Genomic DNA, 23,782 nt, shown 5'->3' on the forward strand with positions numbered 1-23,782 from the left:
GAACCACCTCGGTTGACGCGAGCCCCCTTCTAGACGTGAAGTGAATGACTTGGCTGCTTCGCAAGAATAGCTGTCCTCCACGGGCTGCAGCACTTGCGTAGATTACAACCAAGCTCGCCAATAAAACTGGCGAGGAACGTCTGAAAGGACCAAAAAGTAATATGGCAACCGGAATCGTAAAGTGGTTCAACGCTGAAAAGGGCTTCGGCTTCATCGCTCCAGACAGCGGAGACCCAGATGTCTTCGCTCACTTCACCGCCATCCAGACTCAGGGCTTCCGCACCCTGGACGAAGGCCAGAAGGTCGAGTTTGAAGTTGTAGAGGGTCCAAAGGGTCTGCAGGCTGCAGACATCCGCGCTCTCTAAAGAAGGTCTTTGGCTAACGCCTGACTTTTCAAATGATGGTCACCCGCGCTGTGGGTGACCATCTTTTTTAAATTGAGGCAGTCACTTCCCGGAATACTTTATTGCACACGCTGGTTACATTAAATGTGAAGCTTTCTATTCTGGATCTTGCCCCGGTCGCTCCCGGGCAAAGTATTTCCGACTCTTTCAAGTCCTCCGTCCGCCTGGCGCAAACTGCTGAACGCCATGGCTATGAACGCGTCTGGTATGCCGAGCACCACAACATGCCAACCATCGCCTCCAGCGCCACCTCGCTGGTCATCAGCCACGTAGCCCATCACACAGAAACCATTCGGCTGGGTTCAGGTGGCGTCATGCTGCCCAACCATTCTCCTTTGGTGATTGCTGAACAATTCGGCACCTTGGCCTCCATCTACGGGGATCGCATCGATTTGGGCCTGGGGCGCGCGCCGGGCACCGACATGACCACGTTGCGCGCACTGCGCCGCGAACCTTCGGCCGCCGATTCCTTCCCCCATGATGTTCTGGAGCTCCAGGCCTACCTGGCTGGCGAGTCGCGCATTCCCACGGTGCAGGCAACCCCGGGCGCAGGAACCAACGTCCCCCTGTACATCCTGGGATCCTCGCTATTTGGCGCAAAGCTCGCTGCCCAGCTGGGCCTGCCCTACTCCTTCGCCTCCCACTTCGCTCCTACAGCCCTGCATGAAGCGATCCGCGTCTACCGCGAGGAGTTCACCCCGTCGGCCCAGCTGGCCGAGCCTTACGTCATCGCTGGGGTCGGTGTAGCCGCAGCGGAAACCGCCGAGAAGGCCCATGAAGTGCTGAACGTTGCCAAGCGTCACCGCGTGGCCAGCTTCCTGGGCCGCAATGCCAAGAAAGACTTCACTGAAGCAGAAGTAGATATGCTCATGGACACTCCCCAGGCGGAGCAAATCCTCGACATGATGCGATACACGGCGGTGGGCACCGGCGAGCAGGTGGCAGACTACCTTCAGCACTTCGCCACAGCCGCTCAGGCAGATGAACTGATTACCATCCATTACCCCACTGAAGAGCAAGACCGGCTGGACTCGGTCATGATCACGGCTGAAGCCAGTGCGTTGGCCGCAGCCAAGTAGGTCGTTAAAGCACTATGTCCCGGCAATTTGCCGGGACACAGTGTTTTAAGGCTAGTTTTTGGTGCGCTGTGAGGCGATAGCCCACAATCCCAAGCCGGCAGCCAGCACCGAGCAGCACATAGCGAAAACCAGAATGCTGGCTTCTTGGCCGAAGACTCCCACAGCCCACCCCAGGGCAATCACGGGAACTGCGCTGCCAAGGTAGGTCACCAGGTAAATGGTCGACACCGTCTGGGCGTGTTGCCGGTCGCTAACGGCATCGACTGCCCGGCCAAAGGCCGTTCGGAAGCTCATTCCCTGGCCTAATCCAAGAATCACCAAGGCCAGCAATGCGAGGAACAACAGTTTGTGTTCAGCGGCTACCGCGAGCAAGACGGTTGATACTGCCATCAGGCCCAAACCTGCGGGCAATAGTTTTGCGCCGCCACGCACCACCACTTGCGAGAGCGCCGAGACGCCCAAAGGCAGCCCGGCAATTAGCCCGATGATCCACAGCCCATCCAGGTCAAAGGCTTGCGCAAAGTATCCCGGAGCGAGCGAGAGCACAAATCCGAAGATTGCGAAGCTCAAGAAGCCCACCATAGCGGCCAGCCAGAATTGAGAACGCGCGGTGCTGGGAATGCCCAAGCGCCGCGGCGCCAGCGCCTTGCCGCGCTGGCCGCGTTCAGCCATGGCGATTGCCGGTCGGGCCTGGAGTGTGCTCAGCGGAATCATCACCAGCACTAGGAGCACCGCCTGGAGCATGAACACGGTGCTGCGCCCACCAGGAAGGTCAGCCAGCAAGCCGCCCAGAACCGGGCCGAAGGCCACGCCGCCGGAAGAAGCCAGCAGGGTGAAGCGCGATGCCCACTCAGGCTTAGATGGCAGCAGCTCGCGCAGCGCGGCGGCACTGGCACCAGTTGCCAGGGCCACACCGGCTCCTTGCAGTCCGCGACCGATGCACAGCTCGAGAAGGCTGGAAGCCGAACCGAAGACGAAGGTTCCGGCAAGGGATACGAGCACTGCGATCACCAGGGCGGCACGGCGGCCGATGTGATCGGACCAGTGGCCCACGGTGCACAAGAAGAACATCAGCGAGCAGACGTAGCTGGCGAAAGCGATGGTCGTTCCCATCGCGCCAAGGTGCAGTTCTGCCTGCAGTGCCGGATACAGCGGGGTGGCGAGGTTGGCTCCCACCAACAGCAGGAAACTGACCGCTACCGTGATGACCAGCCGTGTGGTTAATCCGGGATTCCAGGATAGGGTGCGGTGTCGCATGGGCTGCATGCGCAGTTCGCTGATAACTGACACGTTCACTCCCGGTATCAAATTAGCTGAGGCCTCGGCGTCCAGGATCCTCCTGAAAAGTTTTTTACCGGTGGAGCCACTCGCTGCCCCACCGGTGAGTTGAGCGTTCTGCTTGAGTTTGTCTACTGCAACAGATCGTTCTTTCACTAATATCTCTGCTTTCAAAGCAAGCCGAGTGAATTCTTGCTAGAATTTGAGCAGTTTGGTCAAAATAGTGGCCTTCGAGAGCGCCTGGAGTGAGCATATAGTGCGATTAGACGACGTAGACCTCAAAGTACTTCTCGCCCTCATCAAGGATCCTCGCATCCAGATCTCTGAACTAGCTGATGAGGTTGGCATTGCCCGCAACACCGCACAGTCAAGGTTGCGCCGCCTGCAGCGTTCGGAAATTCTGCGTGATGGCGGACGGGACATCGACCTCGCCAAGCTGGGTTATGACGTACTCGCCTTTGTCACCTTGGAAGTTAATCATCGGGACCTCGATACGGTGATCACCGCGCTGCGGCAGATCCCCAATGTCCTGGAAATCCACGAGACCTCGGGGCGTGGCGATGCCTGGGTCCGGCTGATCGCCACCGACACCCACCAGCTGCAGTCTGCACTGCGTCAAATTTTGCGCATCAAAGGCGTCACCCGTTCGGAAACCACCTTCGCGTTGCACACTCATTTGGCCTATCGCGCCTCTCCGCTGCTGGAGCACTATTCCGAACACGATCATTAATAAGTCATTCACTCTCTGACTGATAAAACAAGACTTTCGTTTCGGGTTTTACGGTCCTACGCTGGTGCTACGAGAAGTCACGAGGAGAATCCCCCCGACTTCCTGGCGGATCCCTCGTATCAGCGAAGGAGTACGTCATGAGCAGGGAATTTGAACCGACAGAGTTCGCGCCGGAATTCGGCAACGACATCTATGAGCCAGATGACGGCCGTGATTCACAGGCCTACGAGGGCTCCAGCGACATGCCAGAGACCATGCGCAATCATGACCCGCTGGCGCAGCGCCAATACCTCTATGATGACGATCTGGAAACCGAAGAAGATCTGGATAATGAATTCCCCAGCGATGATTCGGAAGACGGTGAAGACGAGCGGTTTGAACCAGAGGACGAAGACTAGCGTCGCGGCTAAGCAAATCTTGGGCTAAAGGCCATAGACTTTAGAAGTGATTAATCCAGTTCACCTGCGCACCCTGCTTGAAGTAGTCGCGCATCGTTCCTTTGCCACGGCCGCGACACGCCTCGGCTACACGGCCAGCGCTGTATCCCAGCAGATGACAGCGCTGGAACGCAGCACCGGGACTACCTTGTTCGTCCGCGGTGCACGTTCAATCACCCCCACCCCGGGAGCCATGCGCATGGTCCGCCACGCAAAGCGCGTGCTGACCGACCTTGACGCACTCATGGCCGATGTCGCCACGATCTCTACCGATGCCACGGACCTTGAGGAAATCAAGCTGGGCATCTTCCCTTCGCTGGCAACCTATGCGCTGCCGCAGATTCTCAAAGCCCCCGATTGGGCCTCCCTGGGCGTCAACCTGCGCTTGTGGATCGGCGAACCGCAGCAGACCGTCGCCGGCCTGGGCACCGGTGGCGATCTCGATCTGGCCCTGATTTTCCAGGTAGGGCCTGGCGGGCTGTCCTGGCCGGCCTCGCTGGAACGCACCTGGCTGGGTGATGACCAGTTCCGCGTGGTGATCCCCGCTTCATGGCCCATTGCCGACGACTCCCAGCTCACCGTAGACCAGCTGGCAGAGTGGCCGTGGATCTTCCACCACCCGGGCACCTCGGATGCGACATTGATTTCCCGGCTGTTCTCCTCGTACAACATCCATCCCCAGGTGGCAGCCTACTGTGATGACTTCAACGCCTCGCTAAGCCTGGTCTCCTCGGGACTCGGTGCGGCACTGGTCCCAGACCTGGCCATGGCCAATGCCCCCCAGGGAATCCGCATTGTCGACGCCCCGGAAATCCGCCTGGCGCGTTCCATCTTTGCGTTGAAGCCAGAAAATTCGAAAAAGCCGAAAGTCGCACTGGTCCTGGACCGCCTAGCCCAAATCCTGGCCCAGTAGTTCTCGCCCGTTCCGCCGGCACCACAGGTGCCCGATCATCTACGAGGAGTCAACCGTGGAATCTCGTCGCGCGCCCGCCGACACGGCAACGAATGTTATTTCCCGCGTCTATGGCCCCATCGGCCACATCGAGCTGGATCGGCCGGCCAAGCTGAACGCGCTGACCCTGCAGATGCTCGCCGAACTGACCCGCGTGCTGGCTGCATGGGCCGAGGATTCCTCGATTTCCCTGGTCCTGCTGACCGGTCGCGGCGAACGGGCCTTCTGCGCCGGCGGGGATATTGCCGATTTCCATCGCGCCATCACCACCGGAAGCCATCAGGAATTCATCGACCTGCTGTCCATGGAATTCGATCTGGATTACCTGATCTCCAGCTATCCCAAACCACTGATCAGCTTGGCTCACGGCATCACCATGGGCGGCGGTGTGGGCCTGGCTTCCCATGCACCGGTGCGCTTGGCGACTTCCAGCGCCACCATGGGCATGCCAGAAGCGAAAATCGGTTATACCCCCGATGTGGGTGGAACACATTTGCTGGCTAACGCTCCCGGGCATTTTGGCGAGTACTTCGCCATGAGCGCAGCCTCCTTTACCGGCGCCGATGCGGTCTACCTCGGGTTTGCTGATGTCGTGGTCACCGATTCCTTCGCGGAAAATATCCTGGACGAGCTCGATGAGCTGGTGGGGCTGTCCGCCGCAGAAATCATCTCGGCCATCGAGGTACTGCATGGCGCCCCGGAATCCCATGCCTTGGAACTGAGCCAGGGCTGGGTGGATCACGCCTTCAGCGCCGATAGCCCGCAAGAGGTGCTCGAACGGCTGGAGCAGATGGTGCACCCGGCAGCACGGCAGGCAACCGGATTGCTCTTGGCCAACTCGCCCTCCAGCGTGAGCTCGGCGTTCTACACGGTGCGCCAGGCGCGCGCCGAGCAAGACCTCCGCTCGGCGCTCGACCGGGAATTGCGCATGGCCCGCCATCTGATGCATCAGCCCGATCTTGCCGAGGGCATCCGTGCCCAGGTGATCGACAAGGACCGCAACCCGCGCTGGTCACCTGCCGTCATGAGCGAAGTCGATCACCGCGGATTGCGGTTGCTGGCCGAAGGCTCGCAGGCCTAGCTATCGGCTCCGGGCTTGCCTTCGGGACGGGTGACATCTGCATGCACCGGGCGGACCTTGGCAGAATCCTTGGGCTCGACGCGTGGTGCGCTGACGGCATCTTGGGGTTCGCGCACCGTGGCCGGTTCGATGCCGACGCCCTGGGGCACTTCAAAGTGCAGTGGCGCGTGCTCGCCGAAGTGGTCGGCATCGGCTTCTTCCCAATCCTCTTTCCACGATCCTGGGGCGTTCTCCAGTAGTTCACCGGGGCGCAGCCAGTGGAAGAGCGTGGCGTAGGAGCGTGTGGACTGCAGGTTCACGCGTCGACGGAGCATTCTCGTATTCAGCTGGGTTGGGCTGCTCAGTCCCATGGACGCCATGATTTGCGCGCATTCGGTCACCGTCAAGCGGTGGTAGTTGTAGACTCGGTGCCCCTTGTCCTCGACATCCAAGGCACGCATCAGCCGCTTGTTCTGGGTAGCGACGCCTACCGGGCAATGGTTCGTGTGGCATTGCTGCGCTTGGATGCATCCGGTGGCCATCATCATGGAGCGCGCCGAGAACGTGAAATCCGCGCCCTGGATGAGCCTTTTGATGATGTCGGACCCATTGGCAACCTTGCCGGCTGCGGCCACTCGGATTTCATCGCGCAATCCGGCACCCACCAAGGTATTGTGCACCAGCATCAATCCCTCGGTCAGGGGTGCCCCCACATGGTCTTCATACTCCAGCGGCGCCGCTCCGGTACCGCCTTCAGCACCGTCCACAGTAATGAAGTCAACAAGAATCCCGGTCTCCAGCATGCCTTTGCAGATGGCCATCACGTCGGTTCGGGAACCAACGCAGAATTTGATTCCCACTGGTTTTCCGCCGCTGAGCTCGCGCAGCCGTGCAACAAAGTGCATCAGTTCGCGCGGGGTGGAGAATTCTGCATGGCTCGCCGGCGAGATGCAGTCCACGCCCATGGGAACATCCCGGGCTTCGGAGATTTCCGAGGTGACCTTGGCAGCCGGCAACACGCCACCCAACCCCGGCTTGGCCCCCTGGGATAGCTTGATGGTGATGCCTTTGACGTTCTCGTGTTGGGCTTTCGCGGCGAACGTCTCGGGATTGAATCGGCCTTCCGGTGTGCGGCAGCCAAAGTAGCCTGAACCGATTTCCCAGAACAGATCCGCCCCGTATTCCAGGTGGTATTTGGTCAGTCCGCCTTCACCTGTTTCGTGGACGAACTCGCCCATTTCTGCGCCCTTGTTCATTGCCAGGACGGCGTTGGCCGACAATGAGCCAAAGCTCATGGAGGAGATATTCATCAGTGAAATCTCATAGGGCTGGGTACATTGGCTGGAGCCGACCTTGACGCGAAATTGGCTGGTTGGCGGTGCCACCGGAGCGGCAGAGTGCAACAGGTATTCGTGGCCCACGGCATTCACATTGCGTTCGGTGCCAAAGGCCTTGTGGCTGTCGGCGCCCTTGGCCCGCGCGTAGACCAGGGAACGGGTGTCGCGGTCAAAGGGCTTGCCATCGGTGTTTCGTTCGATGAAGTACTGCTGGATTTCCGGGCGGATGAATTCGAAGAGATAACGTGCATGCCCGACAATCGGGAAGTTGCGCAGAATTGCATGCTTTTTCTGCACAAGGTCATGAACCCCCAGCAGAACCAGCAGTCCGGTCAGAGCCACCACGATCCACCAGACCCAGCCGCCAGAAGTACTGGCCAAGATCGCGGTGACGACAAACCCGGTAGCGAGCACGCCGAGGAACAGGAGAACCACACTTCGCATCATGATGCGAGCCTAGTAGTCCAGTGCGCCCTTGTCAGGCATTTAGCCCGGCAAGATCCGGTCCACCTCGCGAATGGCCATCTGGGAGAAGAGCGAATCTTCTTGGGCCAGCAGTTCGGCGGCATTGCCGCGTTCGGCAACAACGCCTTCATCGAGGACCACGATCTGCTGTGCCTGCCCGACCGTGGCGAGGCGGTGGCTGATCATCACCACGGCCATTCCATGTTGGCGGCGGCGTTCAACTGCCTCCAGCACACGTTGCTCGGTGGCGGCATCCAGCGCGCTGGTCGATTCGTCCAGGATCAGGACAGCTGGTTCGCGGATCAGCGCGCGGGCAAGCGCCAAGCGCTGGCGTTGCCCGCCCGATACTCGTGCGCCGCGGTCACCGAGCCGAGTGTCGAGACCAGACTTTTGCTGGGCTAGCCAAGTCCCCAGGCCCAATTCTTCCAGCACTGCCAGCAGCTGGTCGTCGTTGATCTCCTTCATGCCCAACAACAGGTTATCGCGCACGGTGCCGCGCACGGTCAGCGCCTCCTGTGAGACGAGGATGACCCTGCTGCGCAGTTCTTCAAGGCTCGTCGCGGTGATGTCGACACCGCCAAAGCTGATGGTGCCGGTGTATTCCAGTGCACGCACCAGTGCTGAGGCGACTGAAGATTTTCCTGAACCGCTGGCACCAACCAGAGCCACAGCTTCGCCGGGGCGCAAAGCCAGATCTACACCCTGCACCACGCTGCTCGAACCGTAGCTGATCCCGAGCCCCTGGATTAATAGCTCACCGGTTTCCGGCAACGCCTCGGGGCGTGCAGGGCCGGTGACCGCTGGCTTGCGGGTAGCTGTGGCGTGCAGCCGGCGAGCGCTTGCCAGCGAATCCTGCAACCCGAGGATGAATCCATCTACGGCGCGGACTGCTTCGAATGAAGGGACGAGTGCACAAGACAGAATCACCAGCACACCCAGTTGCCCCTGGGTGCCAAGGACAATGAACAGCGCAAGCAGGGTGCCCCACATGATCATCTGGGTCAGGGCAGCTCGGACAGCCGTGATCTTTCCCGTGCTCAGCGCAGCGGTGCCCGCTTCGCTGGTGCTGTCGCGTAGCCGTTGCATGGTCTTGTTGCCAGCGTGGAAGCCATGGAGAACCTCTACACCGGCCAGGGATTCGGCGAGTAGCTGGTTTTGCACACCGCGGGCCTCGGCGATGATAGTTGCATCAGAACGCAGGGTGCGCACGCCAAAGACGGGGATAATGACACCAATGAGCAGGTATGCGCCAAGCACAATCAGCGCTGGCTGCTCTCCAAACTGGGTCCATGTTGCCCACGTGGCTACGGCACTGACCACTACCGCTGACACCGCGGGCGGCAGTGTGTGGGCAAAGAATACTTCGACCTTGTCGATATCGCTCGTGGCTCGCGCTAGGAGGCTTCCAGAATTCTTGGTGGCTGCGCTAAAGGGTGCTTGGTGTTCGAAGGCGGCATACATTCGGCGGCGCAGGCGTGCCAGGGAGAGGAACGCAACCCGGTGGCCGACATATTGTTCCAAATAGCGCAGTACGCCTTTGGCCAGGCCCAGAATAATGATGAGTCCAGCCATCCATCCCGAGTCCAGGAACTGCAACGCCACGAGATCCTGCAAGTCGAGGATTTTGACCACCCCAGCGCCGGCCAGGACATAGATGCCAAGTGAAATCAACCTGGTCAGGCAGGAGAAGATGCTGGCCAGCGCCAGTGGCGCCAGCAGATCTTTGGTGGTTCCAATCAGCCAGAAGATGGTGGCAGCCGTGTGCTTCCTGTCGCTATTCATGCTTGCCCCTCCTCAATTGGATTCAGGCCGCTGGATTGCAACCTTGCGGTGCGCTGGTTCAGATTTTGAATGGCGTCCTTGAGATACCCTTCTCGCACAAGGAGCTCTTGGCGCGGGCCTGCTTGAATCACTCGTCCGTGGTCCATGACCACCACATGGTCATAATCGGCCAGTAATCCCAAACGATGGGTGACGGTGATGATCGTGGTGGATGGGTCCAGTTCACGCAGAGTCTGGATGATGCCGGCTTCGCTGTGCACGTCCAGTGCGCTGGTGGGTTCATCAAGCAGCAGAATCGGCCGGTCGGCTAGCAATGCTCGGGCCAGAGACAGGCGCTGGGCTTGCCCTCCGGAGAGCCGGGCGCCACCCTCGCCAAGCTGCTGGTCGAGGCCCTGCGGTTGTGCTGCGAGCCAGGTATCCATTCCAACCTGCTTGATGGCAGCGAGCAGCTGGCTGTCCGTGGCGGCCGGGGCTGCCAGGTGCAGGTTTTCGCGCAGGCTCACGCCAAAGAGCGTGGCCTGTTGTTCAACGACGGCACTGTTGGCCTTGAGAGTGGCTGGTCCCATGGGCTGGCGCCCATCATGGATTGTCCCCGAGGTGGATTCGAGTTGCCCTTGGAGCACGCGGATCAAAGTGCTCTTGCCGCTGCCCGACGCCCCAATGACAGCTGTGCGGGAACCTGCGGGGAATCGCAGATTGATGTCGTCCAAGGCAAGGTCGCTGCCGCTATAGCTGGCGCACAGATGTTCAATGAATAATCCGTTGCCAGCGAGGTTCACCCGCAGCGGGTTGGCCATGGACGGATGCATTGAAATGTCTTCAATTTCGGCCAGCTTTTTCTCCGCAGCTTTCCCGGTCATCCCGACGTAGAAGAAGCTGCCTACATAGTTCACCGGAGCCAACATCAGGTAGCTCAGGATGACGAGTGCTACGGCAGATCCCGGCGGGATGGCCCCGCTGCCCGCACGCCACCACGCCAGCAGCGAGGCGCTGGCCAATAACAGCACGGCAAAACTGGAATCAATGACCAGGAGGATCAGCTGGTTTCGGGCCAGCAATTTCATGACCTGTTGGCGCACCTGCTCGGTGGCCGTGTTAATGGCCTTGCCCATCCAGGAACTGCCACCGTTGAGTTTGAGCATGTTCAATGAGCGCAGCGCATCCAAGAAAGTGGCTGAGAGGATGCCTTGGGCCCTGCGGTATTGTCCGTTGGCTGAACCGAAGCGACGTTGAAAACCAAGTACGATCACCGGAACCAAGGCTGTGGGAATCACGAGGAGTATCGCGCTGAGCGGGTCGACAAAGAACGCGATGAACATCAGGATCAATACCGGGGTGGCCACGGCGGCACTGGCTGGCCCGATGAAACTCGAACGATACTTCACCGATCGTTCCACCGAATCCATGGCTGCGTGCACCAGCTCCCCTTCGCCGACACGGCGTACGGCCAAAGGGCCAATGGAGAGGTAGTGCTTGAGCAATTTGGAACGTTGAAAGCTAGTCAGTGCTTGGCTGTCATGGGAGATCACGACGGGGATCAAGAAGGTTGCGATAAGCAAAGCCAGCAGTTCACCGGCCACGCCGATATACCATTGGGCGTCTAATGATGAGCCGGTGTGCAGCCGGTCAAATCCCTGGCCCAGCAGGACCACAAACCCCGCGGTTCCAGCGGCGGCAATGAGGCTGAGCGCCACCACGATTGCAGTTGCTGCCGAAAAAATTCCAAAGACCCTACGCACATCACTATCCTAGGACAGATCCGGTCCTGCCTTGCGGAGCGCTTGTCACACATTGCCGGTGGCGCGGAAAGTAGGCGAAACTGTAAGGCATGAGCACTTCGGAGCTGAAACAGCGCCCCCATTCCGTCACCCTGCGATTCCTCGCGGCCCCGACTGACGTAGATGTCACCGGGATCGTTCCTGCAGGCACCGTTCTTGAATGGGTTGACAAGGCAGCCTATGCGGCCGCCGTGGGTTGGTCTTCCAGCTATTGCGTTACCGCGTACGTGGGCAACATACATTTTGCAGACCCTATCCATTCGGGCGACCTGGTGGAAGTCACCGCATCGGTGGTTTATACCGGTAGCAGCTCCATGCATATCCATACCGAAGTGTCCTTCCAAGACCCTCGTGAATTGCGCCCGGTGGCATCCAGCAACTGCCTGGTGATTTTTGTTGCCGTCGGTGACGACGGCAAGCCAACTCCGGTTCCCGGCTTCATGCCTGGAACGCCGCGGGAAATCGAACTGCGCGAGAACGCTTTGGCGCGCATCGATATCCGTGAACAAATTGTTGCCTCGATGAAGGACCAGCAGTACACCGATGAAGGCACCGCTGAACGCGTGACCCTGCGTTTCATGGCTTCGCCTACCGATGTGAACTGGGGCGGCAAGGTGCACGGTGGCATGGTGATGAAGTGGATCGACGAGGCCGCCGAACTGTGTGCCGCGCGGTACTGCCATCAGGAGACGGTCGCCGTCTTCTCCGGTGGAATTCGCTTCTACCGCCCGTTGCTCATCGGGCACTTGGTGGAAGTGGAAGCGCGCTTGGTCTATACCGGCAATAAGGGCATGCATATCGCTGTCCATGTGCGTTCGGGCGACCCCAAGACCCGGGAAATGAACCTGACCACCTACTGCCTGACCGTGATGGTGACTCGCGACGAGACCGGCACCGCGGTACCGGTGAAGCCATGGGTTCCGGTCAGCGCCGAGGACCAGCGTTTGTGGGATCACGCCCGTGAACTGATGGCCATCAGGGCCAATGCTCCTGGCGGGTATACCCCGGTCCACCTCGTGGAATCGAGCGCCTCGTGAGTGATCGCTTGCCCTTCGTAAAAGTTTGCGGTCTTTCCACCGCTCAGGATGTCCAGGTCGCGGTCCAGCACGGCGCCGATGCTATTGGCTTCGTGCTCACGACGAGCGCCCGAGAGGTGACTGCGCAACAGGCCGCACAGCTAGCTTTCCTGGTCCCAGAAGGCATCGCCACCGTTGCAGTGTTCCACACGGAGGATCTGCCAACGGTGCTCCAACGGGCCACGGAAGCTAAGGTAGGCTGGGTCCAGCTGCATGGCCAGCGTTCTGCCGAAGATGTGAATCTTGCCCATGCTGTGGGTTTCAAGGTCATCCGAGCAGTCCGCCGCGATGCAGTCGCAGAGGAGTTCGCCGATTGGGGCGAGGACCTCTTGCTCATTGATGCCTCGGTTCCCGGCAGCGGCAAGAGCTGGGATTATGCTGCGGTTCGTGAATTGGCAGCCGGTCGCCGCTGGCTGGTGGCTGGCGGGCTGAATCCGCAGAACGTCGTCGAGGCTTTGGCGCTCTCCGAGGCTACAGGAGCCGATGTCTCCTCGGGGGTTGAATCCTCACGAGGTGTCAAAGATCCTGCGCTGATTGCCCAGTTTATCGACGCCGCCAAGGGAGCCTAGGTTTCAATTGATCCAGTTGTGCGGGGCAGGCTTGCGCGAACCTGGCAGGGCGCCCTGCTCGCGCCACTGGTGAATCCACTCCGGCACCACGCGATCTTCAGGAACTTCGAGTCCCACCGCAGCCAAGATCTCTTCATTCGAAACGGCGCCCTTTTTAGAGGTCATGCGGGTGGCGATATACGCGCGGGCATAGATCTCGCCGTTGACGACGATGCGCTGTTCAAAGTAGATGCACTTGTCGTCCAGCCCCAGCAGTCGAGTCTCTTGAGAGAATTTGGCGCCCAGGCGCACCGATTTGCGGAAGGTGATAGTTTCGGTCTGCACCACCGGGGTCCATTTGTTCTTGCGCATGATGTCCCAGACGCCGGAGCGGAACATCAAATCAAACCGGCCCAGGTCGAAGATCGAGAAGTACATCCCGTTATTAATATGGCCGGCGAAGTCGATGTCGGTCAGGGTGGCTCGCATATTCACCGAGCTGGTGTCGAATATGGAGAGTCTGGTGGCTTTTTTGCTCTTCAAAAAGACCATGAGGATTCGGAAGATCATATGCATACCATCACATTACCGTTGGGTAACATTTCTGCCTAGCCCACTGGCGCATTCCCCTCGTCCATTGGCGTAAGTCTTGCGGATCATGCCTGCAGCGGGGCAACACGGTAGGGTCAAAGTGCTAGATCTGTTTAACTCCGCCTAGGATTTCGATGCGCAGACTTCCCGATATATTGCACCGACGCCTTTCCTCTTTGCCGCCGGCCGACTGGGAGCGCCCGGCACCGGAGCCCAAAGGGTTGCGCAGGGATGCGGTACTCGCACTGGCCTTCCTGCTTTTTGCGTTGCTGATGCAAGAGCTTGTCCTGTCATTGACCGAAAAGCAGGATGCAGTTCAGCGGCCGCTCGCCTTCCTCATCTTGGCTGCGTTGATTCTTCCCCTCATGTTCCGCCGACGTTGGCCCATTCCAATGATGCTCTTCAGTTCCGTCGCCTTCATTGCCAGCGGCACCTCGGAAACCTATACGGTCGGCATGCAGCTCTGCGCCCAACTTGCCTACTTCTTGGGGATTTACACAGCAGTGACGTGGGCAAAGAATCGGCGGGCGTTGTGGATATCGATGACGGTCGTGCTTCTGGCCATGGCTGTGTGGATTATCGTTTCGCTCTTCACCTCTGATCTCTTCGCGGCAACCGGGATGAGAATGGTCGATGATCCCGCGGGACTTTTGCCAGTGGACATCGCCTATTCCCTCTACAGCTTCCTCATGAATCTGATGTACTTCGGTGGCGCAATTTTTCTCGGCTTGATCAGCTGGTCCAATGCCTACTCCAACGAAATCGTCAAGGAACAAGCCCAACGCATAGCAGACCAGGCACAGCAATTAGCTGATCGAGCAGTCAACGAGGAGCGGCTCCGCATCGCCCGCGAACTGCACGATGTCATCGCCCATCACATCGCTTCGGTGGGCGTACAAGCCTCGGCCGCGCGCCTCGTTCACGACCGAGATCCCGACAAATCCCTGGAGCTCATGCGTGGCATCGAAACCTCCGCACGTAGCGCGGTGCAAGAAACTCGCTCATTGCTCGGGGTGCTGCGTGAAAACGACATAAATGAAGCCGCTCCAGAATCCGCAGACGGAATCCGGACCCCGGAACCCTCCATGGCTCGTATTGAAGAGCTGGTGACAGCCAACAAGCTTCACGGATTGACAGTAGTTCTTTCACGCGATGAACATGAAGCCGGTTTCGTTGATAGCTTGCCTGCTGGCCTCTCACTTGCTCTCTATCGCATCAGCGGTGAAGCGCTGGCTAACGTGCGTCGCCATTCCACGGCGCATACGGCCACACTGTCTGTGCGTTCAGGATCGGATAAAGAAGGCATGTGGGTTGAAGTCGAAGTGACCGATGATGGGCGCCCGCGGCCAGATTCGCCTGGCAGTGGATTCGGATTGCGAGGCATCAGGGAACGAGCGAACTTGCACCACGGGCTGGTAGAAATCGGACCGCGTATTCCGCGCGGCTGGCGCACCCGGGCAAGACTACGAGTTGTCACTCAAACAGATTCAAGGATGATGTCATGAGCAAGATTTCAGTAGTGATTTGCGATGATCAGCCGTTGATCGTCTCGTCCCTCAAACTCATACTGGAAACAGACGATCACATCGAAGTGGTGGGCACTGCCAATAATGGCGTAGCAGGTGTAAAGATGATCCAGTCGATGAATCCGGCTCTGGCACTGATGGATATTCAAATGCCGCAGATGGACGGCATCGAGGCTACAACCAAGATCATTGGCCATACTGACACCAAGGTCATCGTTCTGACGACCTTCAATCGCGACGATTATCTATTCGATGCCATGGATGCCGGAGCCAGCGGATTCCTGTTGAAGAATAGTGAGCCCGAGATGCTCATCAATGCAGTGCATCAGGTGGCAGCCGGCAACGGGCTGCTCTCCCCCGAAGTCACTTTGAAGCTCATCAAAGGGCGAACACCCAAGGCCCTCGACGCGGCCGAACAATCTTCAAATCCTGAGTCTGGACGGTTGAAGGAACTTACCGAACGAGAACTTCAGGTTCTCGGCGAACTGGCCAAGGGCAAAAACAATCAGGAAATAGCCGCCACGCTGTCGCTGTCCGAAGCCACGGTCAAGACGCATCTGTCTAATCTTCTAGCCAAGCTCCACCTGCGCGATCGTGTTCAAGGAGTTCTGTTTGCGTACCGTGCTGGACTCATCCAATAGTTTGAGCCTTCAGATTGATCACTCAGCCTGGCTCTTTTCCTAAGCTGATGAATACAAAGATTATTCGGCAGAGGAAATCATGCTTGAGTTGCACAACGTCTCACGATCATTCTCCGACCACCAGGTACTAGAAGATGTCAGCTTCACCGTACCCGGCGGTGCCCTAACAGGATTCGTTGGCGCCAACGGAGCCGGCAAAACCACCAGCATGCGCATCATCATGGGATTGCTGGCGGCCAATACGGGCACAGTCACCCTCAACGGCATAGAACTGTCCTCGGATACACGACCGAATTTCGGATACATGCCCGAAGAGCGAGGGCTGTATCCCAAACAGCCTGTTATAGATCAACTCGTGTACCTAGGACAGCTGCACGGATTAGGAAGAACCACCGCCCGTTCGCGCGCGATGGAGCTCTTGTCGCGGTTCGGCCTGGAGAACCGGGCCAAGGCCAAGCTGGAGTCGCTGTCATTGGGCAATCAACAAAGGGTTCAGGTAGCGGCATCGCTCTTGCATGAGCCTGATGTCCTGATTCTGGATGAGCCCTTCAGCGGGCTTGATCCCATCGCCGTGGATGCCATGAGTTCAATTCTGCGCGACTACGCTTCGCGCGGCGTTCCCGTTCTCTTCTCATCGCATCAGCTGGATTTGCTGGACGTATTAGTGGACCACTTGGTGATCATACAGAATGGGAAGATTCTGGCTGATTCTTCAGCCGATGACCTACGTGCTTCGCAGGCCTCACGCCACCGCATTTCTTTGGGTTCCGATGCAGGCTGGCTGCGCAACGAACCAGGTGTCAGCGTGCTCGACATTTCCGGGCCGGACGCCTTGGTCAATTTTAATTCCGAAACCACGGCACAACGAATACTCGCACGAGCCATGGAGCGCGGTCCCGTAGCCGAGTTCTCCATCTATCGTCCTTCATTGGCCGACATCTACAGGGAGATCATCCGATGAAATCCGCTACCCCGGCATGGCTGATCGTCACCCTGCGAGAAGTCGAAACGAAATTACGCGACAAAGCTTTCGTTATCACCACCATCGGCACATTGGTAATCATCATCGGATCGATTGTCGTCTCCAGCGTTCTCGGCAGCCGTGGTACAGAATTCTCGGTAACAGCTACCGACGAGTCCAGCTATCAAGTGCTCACCCAAGTCCAGAAAGACAAACCGGACGATGTCTCGCTGCGTATTGCCCAATTCACCGAACAAGAAGCACGGCAACAACTTAGCGATGGCGACCTCGACGCGATGCTGTCCAGCCGCAATGATGGGCAAGCCTATTCGCTGACCGGCTTTGACGAAGTTGATGACCAGCTTCGCCAATTGGTTGCCGACGGTGTCGACACTATGCTTACTGAGCAGGTCCTTTCATCCGCAGGGCTGAATGCTGCGAGCCTGCCTTCTGCAGATGCCTTGAAGGTGTCCCAGCTTCAAGGTGATGCCGGCCGCAATTCAATGGTCAAGGCCATGGGATTCCTCTTTTCCTTCCTTTTCTACATGGCCGCGTTGCTCTTCGGCATGCCTATCGCCAACTCCGTGATCGAAGAGAAACAGAACCGCGTGGTGGAGATCCTTGCCAGCACCATCCAGCTACGCCAATTGTTGGCCGGAAAAATCGTTGGAAATGTCATTCTGGCGATGATCCAGCTCTTGGTCTTCCTCAGCGTTGGGCTGTTGGCGGCGTATCTGTCGCCCTTGGAGATCCCGTTCCTCGGTGTTGTTTCCCAGGTTGCCGGATGGTTTGTGGTCTTCTTCTTTGGCGGATTCCTGGTCTTGGCCGGCATCTGGGCCGCACTTGGATCGTTGGCAACGAGAACCGAAGACCTGCAGCAATCCAGTGGCCCAGTGGTCACCGTTCTCATTGCGGTGCTGTTCATCGGTCTGTACGCCAAGGACGGCTTCTTGGTTGCGGCCTCCTACGTTCCTATCGCCTCCTCCGTAGCCATGCCCATCCGGTTGTTATCCGGCGAGGTTGCCCTGTGGGAGCCAATCCTTTCATTGGTCATCCTCTTGGCCACCTGCTGGGCAGTATTGCTCTTTGCAGAGAAAATCTATCGCCGGGCAGTGATGCACACCGGTGGTTCCCTGACTCTGCGCAAGGCAATGAAGCTGGAAGTCTAGAACCACAAGATTTATTGCCGGAGCCCAGACCGCTTCAGAACAGCGGGAACGAGAGCCTACCCAAAATTAGCCAATTCTGGGTACCTCGTATTCGTTCGGAACCCGATTAGCCGCTCCAAAAGCAATGCCGCTCCAAAAACCGTCTTCTCGTTCCACGGCTGTCCAACAATTTGGACGCCAACCGGAACGTTGCCGCGGCCAATTCCGCACGGAATATTCAAGACTGGCCGATGATTAGCCACATTGAATGGGCTGGTCATGTGCCCCTCCCAATAGTGCGCCAGATGTTTTCCAGACATGTCAAGGCCATGAAGGTAGTTCCCCTCCGCCGATAGATAATCAACTGCGTTTGTCGGGCAAAGCAGAATGTCGACTTCGCTCATGGCCGTAGAGAGCTGCGAGTTGAGAAGAGCATCTTTCCGCAAGGATTCCAATAGCGGTACCGAACGTGCCTGGTCCAGAGCATCGCTGATGAACTGATCTGTGTAGGCGGCACGGGGCTTGCTGGAATTACCGATCGCTTCAACCATCGCCGGGGCAAGAATATGCCCAAAGTGGGCAAATGTAGTTTCGCGTATTTGCCCAGTAGACCATGGCAGTTGAACTTCGAGCAGATTGAAACCGGAGTTCTTGAGGTTCTCAACCAGTTCGTCAAAAGCAGCTAGCACGGATTCAGCTACTGGGTAATCACCTAAATTGCAACTGAAGCCGATGCGCAACTGCGAAGTTTGGAGCTCGCCAACCTCAATAGGAATTCCAGATGGGCCCCAGGAGTTGGCATCCGCGGCATGCGTTCCGCTTATCGTGGCAGCCATCAGCATGACATCAGCTACGGTACGCCCCATCGGTCCATCGCCACGATAGCGGTCTGACGCGAGCTCACCAACGCCCGGAATACGTCCATAAGGAGCCTTATACCCGACTGTTCCTGTAAATGCCGCTGGAATTCTCGTTGAGCCAGCGATATCCGAAGCCGTTGCAAGAGTAGTGAAGCCAGCTGCCAATGACGCACCAGCGCCTCCGGATGAACCGCCTGGTGAAGTTTGGCGATTCCACGGATTACGGGTGACTCCCCACATCGGTGAGTGAGTGACCGTAGCGCAACTGAATTCCGGGCTCGTGGTTCGCGCATGAATTATTGCCCCAGCGGCCCGCAACCGTTCGATAATGGGATGGTCAGTATCCGAAACGACATCTTGATGGGACAGCAGCCCTAGGGACAAGGACTTCCCTTTGACTGCGTGTTTTTCCTTGGCCGCAACGCTCAGGCCAAGCAACGGCGGCAAATCGCCAAAGTCACCTGTCAAGCGCGCTCTCGCGTAGCTTTCAGTCGCTGCTTTGGCTTGCGCTCTGGAATCATCCCAGAAAATTTCGGTCAACGCGTTAACTCGGTCGTCGGCCAAGGCAATATCAGCTGCGCAATTTTCCAGTTGGTCTTCTAGCACCTCCGTCGGGGTAATAGACCCCTCGCGGAAAGCGAGTAATTGCTCAGTAGCGGAAAGAAGTGCTAACGGTTCATTCATGCTGTCACGCCCTGTGCATATTCATCCTTGCTGCGCTCCTGCAAGGCGTTTTCCTTCAATGCACCGAAGCTCATCTCCCAGCCAACGTCGGTCAAGACATCCAAACCATGAAGCATATCTTCGTCCGTCGAGAATTCACGTTCACAGTGGCTCACGCCGTCGATGGAAGGAATGAACAACATGACGGTAGGCACAATCCGATTCATTGCCACTGAATCATGGCCAGCCATGGTCCGAATCCTGCGAACGCTTTTTCCCAGATTTGCGGCCGATTTTTCTGCGAGTTCCAGGCCTTCCACCGGGTAGTACTGGATCTCCCTGACGTCGAAGTCCTGAACGTTGATCCTGATTTCATGTTCTTCGCCAATAGCGGCAATTTGCTCGATCAAGATGCGTCTGGCTTCAAGGACATCATGCTTGGTTTCCGCTCGTAGGTCGGCTACGAGGTGAACTCTACGGGCAACAACTATCGGTGAGTTCGGTTCAAGCGTCATGCGCCCCACTGAAGATACGATGCTTCCCTCAGAAAAATTCGCAGCAACATCGTGAACTTTGAGAATGACTTTGCTGGCAGCGACAAGAGCGTCGTGCCGATCTGCCATAGCTGTCGCTCCGGTGTGTGACTGCTCGCCGAGGACTTCAATATCCAGCTTTTGCGTATGCCACGAATAATCTACGGCGCCGATATTGATCTGCTCGCGTTCAAGGATTCGTCCTTGCTCGATGTGTATTTCCGCGTAGCCCGCGACCTCCGGCCGCTGGCCCTTCCCAAGATACCCAATTGATTCCAGCGCTTGCGCAACAGTGGTGCCTTCAAGGTCTTTCACTTTGAGCATTTCTGCTTCATCCATTGATCCGACGAAGACAGAGGATCCCATGATTGAGGGGGCAAATCGTCCGCCTTCCTCGTTGAACCAGTTCACAACACCCAAATTGAACTCTGGAACCAGCCCTTCATCATCCAGACGTCGTTTGATGTTCTTGGCTGCATGTAATCCGGCGATAACACCGTAGGCGCCATCGAATCGTCCGCCCAGCGGTTGCGAATCCAAGTGGGACCCGAGAAGAACGTATGGCGCACCCGGGTTGGATTCGATGAGGGCGAACATGTTCCCGATGCTGTCGACTCGTAGCTCCCACCCTTCGTTCTTTGCGAACTTAGCGAACCAGTCGCGGCTCAACCTGTCTTCCGGGGTTGCGGCTTGCCTATCGACTCCGTTGTGATCCGTTGCCCCGAATTCTGCAACATGGTGGAAGTCGGTGAGAAATCCTTGATTCAAGGTCATTTCCTTTCAGGGAAAAAGCTCGGCGTGGAATTTAGTTGGTCGTCTTCAGCGATACTTTGGCACCGTGCAAGGGATGCGTTTCCGGTACCGGGGTAAATACCAGCAGGCACAGAACGATCAAGGCTGCTGCAGCCATGTAGAAACCCGGGAACATCGAAATTCCAGTTGCCGATACCAGCCAGGTGCCCACGAACGGAGCAGTGCCACCAAAAATGGCGTATGCGACGTTGTAGCTAATGGCCGACGACGTGTAGCGCGTCTTCGTGGTGAAGATTTCGACGAAGAAGGTGTAGCAACCGCCACCGTAAATGCACATTGGAACGACGAAGATAAGTTGTCCAAGAATGGCCAAGCCAAGGGAACCACTGGTGACCAGCATGAAGCAAGGAACACTGAGTAATAGCAAGGCAGCTGAACCAGCGATCAGCATGGGCTTGCGTCCGAAACGATCACCCAAGCGGCCGCCGATCGGCAGGAGCACCGCATAGCTTGCCATGGCCAAAGCATTAGCTGCCAGAGACTTCTCTAGACTGAGGTTGCCGGTCACTTGTACATAGGAAACGAAATAACCTGAAAGGAAGTAAAAGCCCATGGCCGTCAGTGCCATGACGAAAATAACCTGGAGCATGCGCAGCTTGTTTTCCGCGAAGGTCTGCTGCAAAGGGCTGTATTCCTTGTGCTCGCTCTTTTTGAGCACCTCTTGGAACGCTTCGGATTCTTCGGTCTTAGCTCTGATCCACAATCCGAACATTGCCAGTGGCAAAGCCAGCAGGAATGGGATGCGCCATCCATATTCCTGGAAATTCTCGCTGTCCATAGTGCTGGAGAGCACCAGGATCAGTGTGCCTCCAACCACTGACGGCAACGCGGTTGCCGCCAAAGTGATGTTGAGCCAGAAGCCCCTGCGGTTAACCGGAGCATGTTCGAAAACAAATGCTGGTGCGCCGACAGATTCGCCGCCTGCTGAGAACCCCTGGATGAGCCTGCAGAGTACGAGCAGTATCGGTGCCAGCACACCGATCTGGCCGAAGGTAGGGAGCAAGCCGATGCTAAACGTGGCTAGGCCGATAGTCAACAGGGTAATGAAGAGGACTTTGCGACGTCCGACTTTGTCGCCGAGTACTCCGAAGAAGAGTCCACCAAGTGGACGGACGAAGAAAGCAACTCCAAAAGTCGCGAAAGTGGCCAATAGGCCAGCAAGGGTATTCTGTGACGGAAAGAAGAGGGCTGACAGCGTTACCGCTGACAAACCGTACAGCGTGAAGTCGTAAAACTCGATGAACTGGCCGACGCTACCCCCGGCGAGCACCCGACGCTTCATTTTCGTCTCTTGCAGAGACTCGACGGTTTTCGATTCGGTATTACTCACGGTCATGAGATTTCCTTTTTCGGAATTAGTGACGTGAACACTTCAGGAAGGTACTACTCAGTGAAGGGGGCAGACGTTTCGCCCGTTCTCTTAGTAGTCCACTTTCTGCGATCAGGCGCTTATCCGTCCAACGCAAATCTCTTATTAGGTTGATCGATAAAAACGATTAGAATTTATCTGTCGTTCAAGATTTCGCGGGCAAGCTCGGCAAATACCCTTGCCTTGCGCGTTATTGGCATTTCCTTGACATGAGCGACCACCACGGAAATCGGGACTACTGGATCTGCAATGGGCAATGGCACTACCGAGAAACCTGTGTAAGTCAGGTTGTGCGACATCCTTCTATTCAGAATGGAATAGCCCAACCCCATGGCCACATAGGATCTCACTGTTTCGTACCCTGATACCCAATAGGCAACGTTCGGTTCCAGATCAAGTGACGAAAAGAGTTTCAGAAAGTACTCTCGTGAATGCGCCTGATCAAGCAGCACCAGCGGCTCGTCAACAAGCTCGGAGAATGAAATTGGTTCCTTGCGCTGAGCTAGGCGGTGATTCTCTGCGACGATGATGTGCGCACCCAATCGTTCTACGGATTCCATCGAAAACTCCGCGCTCACACCCAAGTCGTACATCAACGCTATTTCGCATTCGCCTTTGCCCAAAGCCTCGAGAATCTGCTGCTGTTCGCCTTCTACAAATTGCAGTTCAATTTTGGGATACCGTTCTCGGAAATTGCTCAGCAGCCTCGGTGCGATGAACGGGGCGAGAGGCGCAAAAATGCCGACCCGCAGCTTGCCTCCAACTTGGTCATCGGTACCGCTCAACGATGTTTGAAGGGTTTCGGCATCCTCTAGGAGGATCCTTGCTCTTGCCACCAGCCGCTTGCCATCTTCCGACAGCTTCAACGCGCGGTTCGGCAATCGAAGGAATAGCTGCGCGCCTAAATCATGCTCCAACTGGCTCAGAGAAGAAGAAAGCGTGGATTGCGATACGTTCAGCGCGCTTGCGGCAGCCCGCATGTTTTCAAGTCTGGCGATTTCAATGAAATAACGGAGCTGTACCAATGTGAATGCGCGAGCCATGCTCTATTCTATCCAGCTACCGATTCGCCCCCTTTGAATAGGCCAAAATACCCAACCAAGCGGGCACACAGCCACTATTACTAGACTTGACCCAGTGAGCGAAGAAAAACCCCTCTTGCAATTGCCCGCCCGGTTGATCGGCGTATGGCTGCTTTTGATCGTCTGCATCGCAGGCTCCACCATGTTGGCAACCGCCCATTACATCACCGGCGGAAGCCTGCTGATCATTGTGGCGCTGTGGGCCACCCGCTGCCTCGCTATCGCCAGCCTGTGGTTCCTGCCCGGAAGCAGGGACACCAAGATCTTTGCCATGGCTTTGGTGCTGCTCGCGCAGATCCTGGACGTCGTGCTGAAACTGCCGGTGATTGACTCCGTCGAATATGGCGACTGGTTCATGGTGTCGGCACTGGACTTCACCGGCCAGTACTCCGGCTACTTCATGGTCTGGGGCCTGTTGCTGCCGGTCATGTCCTTGGCCGGCTGGCTTGTTTTGCGTTCGCGTTCACTCGCCGGGTGGGTCACCGGCCTTGTTTCGGCCATCGGCATGGGTTTTGTTGCACAGGCCGCCATTGCCTCGGAGCACGGCTCGCTGCCTGCCTTTGTCCTGGCAACATTGGGCCGTTACATTATTCCTGCACTTTTATCCGCTGTGGCAGACTTCCTGCTCCGCAAATACAAGAAATCCAAGAACTAGTTCCCCAGAGAACA

The 23,782-nt window shown here is 57.4% G+C and carries 22 protein-coding genes; 13 read left to right on the top strand and 9 right to left on the bottom strand.

Features of this window, described 5'->3' with window-relative positions:
- The first annotated feature begins 161 nt into the window (after positions 1-161).
- Both AC6CHO_RS14295 and AC6CHO_RS14300 read left to right on the top strand, forming a co-directional pair.
- Positions 162-365: a cold-shock protein gene (locus AC6CHO_RS14295; protein ID WP_028268826.1), complete on the top strand. Its 204-nt coding sequence runs from the start codon at positions 162-164 to the stop codon at positions 363-365.
- A gap of 125 nt (positions 366-490) precedes the next feature.
- Positions 491-1,483, top strand: a complete 993-nt coding sequence (locus tag AC6CHO_RS14300; RefSeq protein WP_498215916.1) for an LLM class flavin-dependent oxidoreductase — start codon at positions 491-493, stop codon at positions 1,481-1,483.
- A gap of 51 nt (positions 1,484-1,534) precedes the next feature.
- On the opposite strand, the gene AC6CHO_RS14305 is transcribed toward AC6CHO_RS14300, so the two are convergent.
- Positions 1,535-2,773, bottom strand: a complete 1,239-nt coding sequence (locus tag AC6CHO_RS14305; protein WP_498215918.1) for an MFS transporter — start codon at positions 2,771-2,773, stop codon at positions 1,535-1,537.
- Between the two features lie 244 nt (positions 2,774-3,017).
- Here AC6CHO_RS14305 and AC6CHO_RS14310 point away from each other — a divergent pair, with 244 nt between their 5' ends.
- From AC6CHO_RS14310 to AC6CHO_RS14325, 4 genes are all read left to right on the top strand, one after another.
- Entirely contained in the window at positions 3,018-3,491 is a 474-nt protein-coding gene (locus AC6CHO_RS14310) for an Lrp/AsnC family transcriptional regulator (protein ID WP_171920380.1), read from the top strand.
- A 137-nt stretch (positions 3,492-3,628) separates the two neighbouring features.
- Complete coding sequence (locus AC6CHO_RS14315) at positions 3,629-3,889, top strand: hypothetical protein (protein WP_444662236.1); 261 nt, start codon at positions 3,629-3,631, stop codon at positions 3,887-3,889.
- Between the two features lie 46 nt (positions 3,890-3,935).
- Entirely contained in the window at positions 3,936-4,841 is a 906-nt protein-coding gene (locus AC6CHO_RS14320; protein ID WP_060702501.1) for a LysR family transcriptional regulator, read from the top strand.
- 55 nt (positions 4,842-4,896) lie between these two features.
- Entirely contained in the window at positions 4,897-5,961 is a 1,065-nt protein-coding gene (locus AC6CHO_RS14325) for an enoyl-CoA hydratase/isomerase family protein (protein WP_498215921.1), read from the top strand.
- Here the strand turns inward: AC6CHO_RS14325 and AC6CHO_RS14330 are convergent.
- The 3 genes from AC6CHO_RS14330 to AC6CHO_RS14340 are packed head-to-tail and all read right to left on the bottom strand — an operon-like array spanning position 5,958 to position 11,263.
- Entirely contained in the window at positions 5,958-7,724 is a 1,767-nt protein-coding gene (locus AC6CHO_RS14330) for an FMN-binding glutamate synthase family protein (RefSeq protein WP_498215923.1), read from the bottom strand. The genes AC6CHO_RS14325 and AC6CHO_RS14330 overlap by 4 nt on opposite strands.
- Positions 7,725-7,763: 39 nt before the next feature.
- The gene (locus tag AC6CHO_RS14335) at positions 7,764-9,524 is read right to left on the bottom strand and encodes an amino acid ABC transporter ATP-binding/permease protein (RefSeq protein ID WP_498215925.1); all 1,761 of its coding nucleotides are present in this window, start codon (positions 9,522-9,524) and stop codon (positions 7,764-7,766) included.
- A complete protein-coding gene (locus AC6CHO_RS14340) occupies positions 9,521-11,263 on the bottom strand; it encodes an ABC transporter ATP-binding protein/permease (RefSeq protein WP_498215927.1) in 1,743 nt (580 codons plus the stop codon). The genes AC6CHO_RS14335 and AC6CHO_RS14340 overlap by 4 nt, the downstream gene beginning before the upstream one ends.
- Before the next feature lie 89 nt (positions 11,264-11,352).
- On the opposite strand from AC6CHO_RS14340, the gene AC6CHO_RS14345 reads away from it, so the two are divergent.
- The gene (locus AC6CHO_RS14345; RefSeq protein ID WP_498215929.1) at positions 11,353-12,339 is read left to right on the top strand and encodes an acyl-CoA thioesterase; all 987 of its coding nucleotides are present in this window, start codon (positions 11,353-11,355) and stop codon (positions 12,337-12,339) included.
- Complete coding sequence (locus AC6CHO_RS14350; protein ID WP_498215931.1) at positions 12,336-12,947, top strand: phosphoribosylanthranilate isomerase; 612 nt, start codon at positions 12,336-12,338, stop codon at positions 12,945-12,947. The genes AC6CHO_RS14345 and AC6CHO_RS14350 overlap by 4 nt, the downstream gene beginning before the upstream one ends.
- A 3-nt stretch (positions 12,948-12,950) precedes the next feature.
- On the opposite strand, the gene AC6CHO_RS14355 is transcribed toward AC6CHO_RS14350, so the two are convergent.
- A complete protein-coding gene (locus tag AC6CHO_RS14355) occupies positions 12,951-13,502 on the bottom strand; it encodes an acyl-CoA thioesterase (protein ID WP_498215933.1) in 552 nt (183 codons plus the stop codon).
- Between the two features lie 149 nt (positions 13,503-13,651).
- Here AC6CHO_RS14355 and AC6CHO_RS14360 point away from each other — a divergent pair, with 149 nt between their 5' ends.
- The 4 genes from AC6CHO_RS14360 to AC6CHO_RS14375 all read left to right on the top strand — a co-directional run bounded on the left by AC6CHO_RS14360 (position 13,652) and on the right by AC6CHO_RS14375 (position 17,814).
- The gene (locus tag AC6CHO_RS14360) at positions 13,652-15,022 is read left to right on the top strand and encodes a sensor histidine kinase (protein WP_498215935.1); all 1,371 of its coding nucleotides are present in this window, start codon (positions 13,652-13,654) and stop codon (positions 15,020-15,022) included.
- Positions 15,019-15,684 carry a response regulator gene (locus AC6CHO_RS14365; protein WP_498215936.1) on the top strand — a complete coding sequence of 222 codons (666 nt, stop codon included), beginning with the start codon at positions 15,019-15,021 and terminating at the stop codon, positions 15,682-15,684. Before AC6CHO_RS14360 ends, AC6CHO_RS14365 begins: the two co-directional genes overlap by 4 nt.
- Positions 15,685-15,763: 79 nt before the next feature.
- Complete coding sequence (locus AC6CHO_RS14370) at positions 15,764-16,645, top strand: ABC transporter ATP-binding protein (RefSeq protein WP_498215938.1); 882 nt, start codon at positions 15,764-15,766, stop codon at positions 16,643-16,645.
- Positions 16,642-17,814 (top strand): ABC transporter permease, encoded by a 1,173-nt coding sequence (locus AC6CHO_RS14375; RefSeq protein ID WP_498215940.1) that lies wholly within the window; start codon positions 16,642-16,644, stop codon positions 17,812-17,814. Before AC6CHO_RS14370 ends, AC6CHO_RS14375 begins: the two co-directional genes overlap by 4 nt.
- A gap of 56 nt (positions 17,815-17,870) precedes the next feature.
- Here AC6CHO_RS14375 and AC6CHO_RS14380 read toward each other — a convergent pair whose 3' ends face one another.
- The 4 genes from AC6CHO_RS14380 to AC6CHO_RS14395 form a co-directional block, all read right to left on the bottom strand.
- Positions 17,871-19,337, bottom strand: coding sequence for an amidase (locus tag AC6CHO_RS14380; RefSeq protein ID WP_498215942.1), 1,467 nt, complete (start codon positions 19,335-19,337; stop codon positions 17,871-17,873).
- Entirely contained in the window at positions 19,334-20,623 is a 1,290-nt protein-coding gene (locus AC6CHO_RS14385) for a M20 family metallo-hydrolase (protein ID WP_498215944.1), read from the bottom strand. Before AC6CHO_RS14385 ends, AC6CHO_RS14380 begins: the two co-directional genes overlap by 4 nt.
- 31 nt (positions 20,624-20,654) lie before the next feature.
- Positions 20,655-21,998, bottom strand: a complete 1,344-nt coding sequence (locus AC6CHO_RS14390) for an MFS transporter (RefSeq protein ID WP_498215945.1) — start codon at positions 21,996-21,998, stop codon at positions 20,655-20,657.
- A 167-nt stretch (positions 21,999-22,165) separates the two neighbouring features.
- Complete coding sequence (locus AC6CHO_RS14395) at positions 22,166-23,074, bottom strand: LysR substrate-binding domain-containing protein (RefSeq protein WP_498215947.1); 909 nt, start codon at positions 23,072-23,074, stop codon at positions 22,166-22,168.
- 94 nt (positions 23,075-23,168) lie between these two features.
- On the opposite strand from AC6CHO_RS14395, the gene AC6CHO_RS14400 reads away from it, so the two are divergent.
- Positions 23,169-23,768: a hypothetical protein gene (locus AC6CHO_RS14400; RefSeq protein ID WP_498215949.1), complete on the top strand. Its 600-nt coding sequence runs from the start codon at positions 23,169-23,171 to the stop codon at positions 23,766-23,768.
- Positions 23,769-23,782: the final 14 nt, after the last annotated feature.

The organism is Glutamicibacter sp. GQ173, from assembly GCF_059759215.1.